The organism is Veillonella sp. CAG:933 (assembly GCF_000431435.1).
GTDB lineage: Bacteria > Bacillota > Negativicutes > Veillonellales > Veillonellaceae > Veillonella_A.
In genome coordinates this window covers 36,184-42,569 of the sequence record NZ_HF986238.1, presented here as the reverse complement: position 1 = coordinate 42,569, position 6,386 = coordinate 36,184, and the positions used below count along the sequence as shown (strand labels likewise).

The following is a 6,386-nucleotide window of genomic DNA, read 5'->3' as shown; positions in this document are numbered from 1 at the left end:
ACCACCCGTTCTACGGGTGGTTATGATTTTTTGACGAAATATAATGAAAAACATATTATATGGTATTGTCCATGGGGGATATAGAATATTTTAGGTAAAAATGCTATAATTATATGGTTAGAATTAGAAAGAAGCTTGACTGTTTCGATTTAGTGTATTGATGTAGGAGGATCGCGTAATGGCAGAAGTTAAACATTCCGATTATGAAGAAGTTGTAGAAGATGTAGCGGTTCAGTTGTCAGCACAGTTGAAAACGGCCGAATCAGGCTCCGTTATAGATATGTTTTTGAGTGATACCTTAGATCCGGCAGAACAATTCTTGTTCTACGGCGCTTTGGAACAGGCTCTTTTGGAGTACCGCAAAGGTCATAACCAAAAGACTGTATTTATTCGTTTGCAGCCGGAAGGCCTGGCTACTACGGAACCAGTTTCGACGCCGGCTAATGCCTTGTTAGATCGTATTATATTGCACCGCATGGACGAGTTTATGCACGATAAATTATTCATTGAAGAGATTTTCTACAATGGTGAACATATGGTATATTCCGGCATGGATTTAAAAAATCGCCATGTTGTGATTTTGACTGACGGTATTGATGAAGGTTCGCCATATTTGAATGAAGCAATTCATATGTGTAAGGAAATGAAAGCCAAGTATGTTGTAGGCTTGCCAATGATGATTTGGAGTAAAGACTTGCAGGCGCAGTTAGTAGCCGAAGACGAAGCTATGCATGAAGAGGCAGGTATGAGTAAGCATGAAAATACTCCTGTCTCCTAGTAAAACGAAAACCTTGCAGGGCAAGGCTACAGCACCGGTTTTTGCTAAAGCCTTAACCGAAGCCATTGTGGCCCATATGCAAACTTTATCGGCGGAGGCCATCATGAAGGCTCTTAAAGTTAAGGAAGATATGGCGGCTGACTTGGTCGAGTTTTATCAAAACTATGAAACGGCGCCGGAAGGGGCTGCCGCACTCAGCTATTCGGGCCTTGCCTTTAAAAATTTGGCTTGGCAGGATTTGTCTGAAAAAGCACAGGCCTTCGGTAATGACCATGTATGTATTTTATCCGCTTTGTATGGCGTAGTAACGCCGCAGAGTCCGGTTACCGATTATCGGCTCGATTTGGTAGACCGGATTTTTGCCAAAAACGTGATAACCGAGCCGGTAGCTGAAGATCTCCTTAAAGACGCCAAATCACTTTATGATTGCTGGACCGGCAAGGTAACGGCCTATTTTCAAAAGGAAGATTGGCTCTTGAACTTGGCATCCAAGGAATATTCAAAATTAGTGACTCATCCGCATATAGTGACGGTTGAGTTTTTAGAATTAAAACAGGGCGTGTGGAAGCAGCTCAGCACCTCGTCAAAACAGATGCGCGGCCGCCTCGCCCATTATATGATTGCTCATGAATTAACCGAATGGACCGATTTGCCCGCTGAATTGGATGGTTTTGTAAAAGATACGGACCTGCCGGCTACGCTGACAGAGCCGCTTACCGTGGCCTATCGTCGTTCGCAATGAAGACGGTGAAGCCAGCGGATTCACTGATGGGGGCCTATCGTCGTTCGGAATAAATGGAGGAATATGACAGTTCAAAAAATGACAGTACAAGATATACTTAAGAAAGATTTGGTCGGCAATGACACGTTGACCGTCGATGAGTTGCGCTTTTTGATGAGCGTCACCGACGAAGATGATTTGCAGGCTATTTATAAAAAGGCCTATGAAGTTAAGGCTAAATATGTAGATAAGATGGCGTATTATCGCGGTTTGATTGAATTCTCCAATCGCTGTGTGAAAAACTGCGAATATTGCGGCATTCGTCGTGAGAACGATAAAACGGAACGCTTTGATATGAAGCGCGAAGATATTATTAAAATGGCGCAGTGGGCCTATGACCATGAGTACGGCTCCATTACCTTGCAGTCTGGCGAGCGCAGTGATGCGGCCTTCGTGGACTATGTAGTAGACTTAATTCGTGAAATTAAATCTATCGGCGACGGCTCCTTGGGGATTACCATGTGTGTCGGTGAGCAGACTGAAGAAAGTTATCGCCGCATGGTGGAAGCGGGTGCCAGTCGTTACTTGCTTCGTATTGAAACAAGTAATCCGGAATTATATAAGAAAATCCACCCGAATGATGAACTCCATTCTTTTGAAACGCGCGTTAACTGTTTAAAGAGTCTTCGCAAAGTGGGCTTCCAGGTGGGCACCGGGGTTATGATCGGTCTTCCTCATCAGACGGAAGAAGATTTGGTGAATGATATTCTCTTCTACCGTGATATGGATATCGACATGATCGGTATGGGACCATATGTGGTACATCATGACACCCCACTCGGTCAAGAAGCATTGGCCATGGGGATTGATGATGAAGCGGGTAAAAAACGTCGTATTCAGCTGGGGCTCAAGATGATTGCGTTGACCCGCTTATTCTTAAAAGACGTTAATATCGCGGCTACCACAGCCCTACAGGCCCTCGATAAATTGGGACGTGAAAAAGGTCTTGCGGCCGGCGCCAATATTTTGATGCCGATTATTACGATTCCGGAACACCGTGCCAAGTACTTACTCTACGATAACAAACCTTGCGTAGACGATAATGCCGATAAATGTAAGGATTGCTTGACTCGCCGCGTTATGTCCATCGGTGATATGGTTGGCTGGAAACAAAACGGCGACTCTAAGCATTACGGTAAACGTACGGGCTTATTTTAAATTATTAATAAGAATTTTATAAAATCCCGATTGTCATAGAAAACATAAGGGAGAATTGTAAAATTGATAATTATATATTTAAAAAATAAATAAATAGTTAAAACAGGTAATAATGCGTGCATTATTACCTGTTTTTATTTTTAGACTTATCAAGAACTATTACAAATTTATCAAGTACCATTACAAAATAATATAAGTCAAAATATGATTTATAGCGTATAATTGGTGTGTGTAGTTTTTATATGTATTTTTGTTTTCTTCTGGAGGACAAGGTTATGGGATTATTAAAAAACTGGAAGATTCATCTGCTGTGTTTGCTGATTACGTTGGTGGCGGAGGGGATAGGCATCCAAAAATTCGGCATTGTTGTATTTTTGCCACTGTTATATTCTTTGGTAATCGGTCTTGTTATTTCAATTCCTAAACTTAAGATTGTTACGGAAGAGCAAATGGTAGCAGCTACTGATTATCTGAATATTTCAATTATGATTTTGATGACCAAGATTGGTCTTGGCATCGGGCCTAATTTGCATATCATAATGAATTCCGGTTGGGCTTTGATTTTACAAGAGTTGGGTCACTTCTTCGGAACCATTGTTCTCGGTTTGCCAATCGCCCTCTTAGTGGGTATGCGTCGTGAAGCGGTAGGGGCTTGTTACTCCATTGACCGTGAAGCCAATGTGGCGATTATTATTGACCGCTACGGATTCCATTCACCGGAAGGTCGCGGCGTTATGGGCATGTACATTTGCGGTACTTTATTTGGTGCTATGTGGATTTCCGTATTGGCCGGCATGATTGCTCAACTAGGCTGGTTCCATCCGATAGCCCTCGCTATGGGTGCCGGTATCGGTAGTGCCAGTATGATGGCGGCTGCCACCGGATCCATCGTGGCAGTACATCCTGAATTTGAACGTGAAATTATGGCCATGGCAGGGGCTGCCAACTTATTAACCAGTGTTGTGGGCGTATACTTCAGTTTATTTGTATCGTTGCCGATTATGGAACGCTTATACGGCTTCTGTGCCCGTGTATTACGTCATGATTCTGAGGAGGTGCGCTAATGAGTACGGAAAAAACTATGACCTTACAGGAAAAAATAATTCAATTCTTGGTAGTTGTTATTATAGCGGCTGTGATTACAGCGGCCGGTAATATTTTAGACGGTAAGCATGCCTTCGGACCGAGTTTGGTAGGCTGTTTTGTATTGGCCGGTATCGCTTTTGCCGGTGCCGTGCTTTCGTATTTGCCGGGATTTAAAAAATTACCGATGGTATTCTGGGTTTCTATTTTAGGCGTTATTTTATCGATTCCGGGCGTACCGGGTAGTGACTGGATTACCAAACAAGCGGCTCAGGTTACCTTCTTAGCCACAACAACACCGGTATTGGCGTATGCCGGTTTGTCCTTGGGCAAGGATTTAGGCGCTTTTAAACAATTGTCGTGGCGTATTGTTCCGGTTGCCTTAGCCGTTGCGGCAGGGACCTTCGTTTGTGCCGCTTTAGTAGCACAAGTAGTTTTATATTGGGAGGGCGTAATTTAACATGAGTGGATTAACTAAAATAGAAGTAAAAGAACGAGTCTGTGCAGCCATTGAGAAGGCGATGCCAAGATTAATGGAAATTGCCGAAACTATTATGGCAGCTCCTGAATTGGGCTATAAAGAAAATAAAACAACGGCCTTTGTACAGCAGTTGTTTACAGAGTTAAATATTCCGTTTACGACCGGCCATGCTTTGACCGGGGTGAAGGGCCGTTTAAAAGGTAAAAGCGATGCTTATCGCGTTGCCATGATTGGTGAATTGGATGCCATCATTTGCCCTAAACATCCGCGCGCCGATGAAGTGACCGGTGCGGCTCATTGTTGCGGCCATAATGTACAGATTGCCAATATGTTGGCCGTGGCCATCGGTTTGCAGGCCGAAGGTGTTTTGCCGGAGTTAAACGGTGAAGTTGTTATTTTTGCCGTACCGGCTGAAGAATATGTAGAAATTGACTATCGCAATAAATTGCGCGAAGAAGGCAAAATTAAGTATTTAGGCGGCAAGCAGCAGCTTATCTATGAAGGCGCTTTTGACGATATTGATATGGCTATGCAAATGCATGTGGAAACAGCGCACACCGAAGGCGGTGAAATGGGCTTGGGCTCTACATCGAATGGCTTTATCGGTAAGTTGATTAATTATCACGGTAAAGCGGCTCATGCAGCCGGCGCCCCTCACGAAGGTGTCAATGCATTGCAAGCCGCTATGATGGGGGTTATGGGAGTCAATGCCATTCGTGATACCTTCAAAGAAAGCGACTATGTGCGGTTCCATCCGATTATTAACAGTGGCGGCAGCTTAGTAAATGTAGTGCCTGATTATGTGGCTATGGAAAGCTATGTGCGGGCGGCCAATGTAGAGGCCATGATAGCGGCTAATAAACGCGTTAATCGCGCTCTCAAGGCCGGTGCCGATGCAGTGGGTGCAACTTGCGAAATCAACGATTTACCGGGCTATTTGCCGATGCGTAATGATGCCATTATGAATGAGTTTTTAAAAGAAAATTCCATTCCATTATTTGGCGAGGCTAATGTAATTCAAGGCGAACACATGGCCGGTAGTACGGATATGGGCGATGTAGCGCATATTATACCGGTTATTCATCCGTGGGTTGGCTGTATTGAAGGCGTTCTTCACGGTGCCAATTACAAGATTTCCATTCCTGAAGTAGCCTATACCAAAACTGCGCAAGCTTTGGCCATGACCATTGTTGACTTGCTATATGGCGACGGTGAAGGGGCTAAGAAAGTGCAGGATAATTACAAACCTGTATTCACTAAGGACGAGTACATTAAATTAATGGACAGCATTAGTGAAGGTGAAAAATAATTATTAATATTTAAAACGAGCGAGAGCGACGAACTGTTAAGTCCGTCGCTCTCTTTGTCCATTACGAGGCAAGCTCTTCGATAATGTGGGATTTTTTTGGATGGCCAATTAGCTGGCTTTAACTTCCGGTGTCAATTCAGAAGTACAATGCGGACAACGCGTTGCTTCTTCGTCTACGTCCTGTTTACAGAATGGGCAAGTACGCATTGGTTTAACCGGTGCTTCTTTTTTAGGATATAGATTGTTGATTTGTTTGATTACTAAGTAAATCGCAAATGCTACGATGAGGAATTGAACTACCGCATTCAAGAAGCTACCGTAAGCGATAACCGGAATACCGGCTGCTTTAGCTTCAGCCAAAGTAGCTGCCTGCTGGCCGTTCAAGCTGATGAAGAAATCGGAGAAATCGATACCGCCTAAAAGTAAACCGATCGGTGGCATGATGATGTCGCTAACTAAGGAAGATACAATCTTACCGAAAGCAGCGCCGATAACAACACCGACTGCCAAGTCAATTACATTGCCGCGCAATGCAAAATCTTTAAAACCTCTTAAAAAATCGTTCATGGATATACGCCCCTGTCTAAAAACTTATACACAGCCACTTTGGCTGTTTACTTATAGTTGTCGGTCATTATGATTTATGATAGTTAATACCGACTTATTATTGCAAATTCAGTATAGCATAGAACGAGAGCAGTGTATATATAAAATATCGATTTTTTTGAAACTAATTATAGAAATTCGATATTTTAGTAAAATGTACTATTATTTAAGCCAGTGTAAAGTAAATTTG

At 43.2% G+C, this 6,386-nt stretch carries 7 protein-coding genes; 6 read left to right on the top strand and 1 reads right to left on the bottom strand.

Going from position 1 to position 6,386, the window contains the following annotated elements:
• Window positions 1–178: 178 nt before the first annotated feature.
• From QZL64_RS12665 to QZL64_RS12640, 6 genes are all read left to right on the top strand, one after another.
• Entirely contained in the window at window positions 179–778 is a 600-nt protein-coding gene (locus QZL64_RS12665; RefSeq protein WP_021842325.1) for a hypothetical protein, read from the top strand.
• Window positions 756–1,520: a YaaA family protein gene (locus tag QZL64_RS12660; RefSeq protein ID WP_021842324.1), complete on the top strand. Its 765-nt coding sequence runs from the start codon at window positions 756–758 to the stop codon at window positions 1,518–1,520. Before QZL64_RS12665 ends, QZL64_RS12660 begins: the two co-directional genes overlap by 23 nt.
• 78 nt (window positions 1,521–1,598) lie before the next feature.
• The gene (gene hydE, locus QZL64_RS12655; protein WP_156704679.1) at window positions 1,599–2,717 is read left to right on the top strand and encodes a [FeFe] hydrogenase H-cluster radical SAM maturase HydE; all 1,119 of its coding nucleotides are present in this window, start codon (window positions 1,599–1,601) and stop codon (window positions 2,715–2,717) included.
• A 275-nt stretch (window positions 2,718–2,992) separates the two neighbouring features.
• The gene (locus QZL64_RS12650; RefSeq protein WP_021842322.1) at window positions 2,993–3,781 is read left to right on the top strand and encodes a DUF3100 domain-containing protein; all 789 of its coding nucleotides are present in this window, start codon (window positions 2,993–2,995) and stop codon (window positions 3,779–3,781) included.
• Complete coding sequence (locus tag QZL64_RS12645) at window positions 3,781–4,260, top strand: hypothetical protein (protein WP_021842321.1); 480 nt, start codon at window positions 3,781–3,783, stop codon at window positions 4,258–4,260. Before QZL64_RS12650 ends, QZL64_RS12645 begins: the two co-directional genes overlap by 1 nt.
• Before the next feature lies 1 nt (window position 4,261).
• Window positions 4,262–5,590 (top strand): amidohydrolase, encoded by a 1,329-nt coding sequence (locus tag QZL64_RS12640; protein WP_021842320.1) that lies wholly within the window; start codon window positions 4,262–4,264, stop codon window positions 5,588–5,590.
• 108 nt (window positions 5,591–5,698) lie between these two features.
• On the opposite strand, the gene mscL is transcribed toward QZL64_RS12640, so the two are convergent.
• A complete protein-coding gene (gene mscL / locus QZL64_RS12635; RefSeq protein WP_021842319.1) occupies window positions 5,699–6,157 on the bottom strand; it encodes a large-conductance mechanosensitive channel protein MscL in 459 nt (152 codons plus the stop codon).
• Between the last annotated feature and the right edge of the window lie 229 nt (window positions 6,158–6,386).

What these genes read in the sequence shown, in the direction of transcription:
- QZL64_RS12665 (WP_021842325.1), top strand. Translation starts at nt 179, where the DNA reads ATGGCAGAAGTTAAACATTCCGATTATGAAGAAGTTGTAGAAGATGTA.
- QZL64_RS12660 (WP_021842324.1), top strand. Translation starts at nt 756, where the DNA reads ATGAAAATACTCCTGTCTCCTAGTAAAACGAAAACCTTGCAGGGCAAG.
- hydE (WP_156704679.1), top strand. Translation starts at nt 1,599, where the DNA reads ATGACAGTACAAGATATACTTAAGAAAGATTTGGTCGGCAATGACACG.
- QZL64_RS12650 (WP_021842322.1), top strand. Translation starts at nt 2,993, where the DNA reads ATGGGATTATTAAAAAACTGGAAGATTCATCTGCTGTGTTTGCTGATT.
- QZL64_RS12645 (WP_021842321.1), top strand. Translation starts at nt 3,781, where the DNA reads ATGAGTACGGAAAAAACTATGACCTTACAGGAAAAAATAATTCAATTC.
- QZL64_RS12640 (WP_021842320.1), top strand. Translation starts at nt 4,262, where the DNA reads ATGAGTGGATTAACTAAAATAGAAGTAAAAGAACGAGTCTGTGCAGCC.
- mscL (WP_021842319.1), bottom strand. Translation starts at nt 6,157, where the DNA reads ATGAACGATTTTTTAAGAGGTTTTAAAGATTTTGCATTGCGCGGCAAT.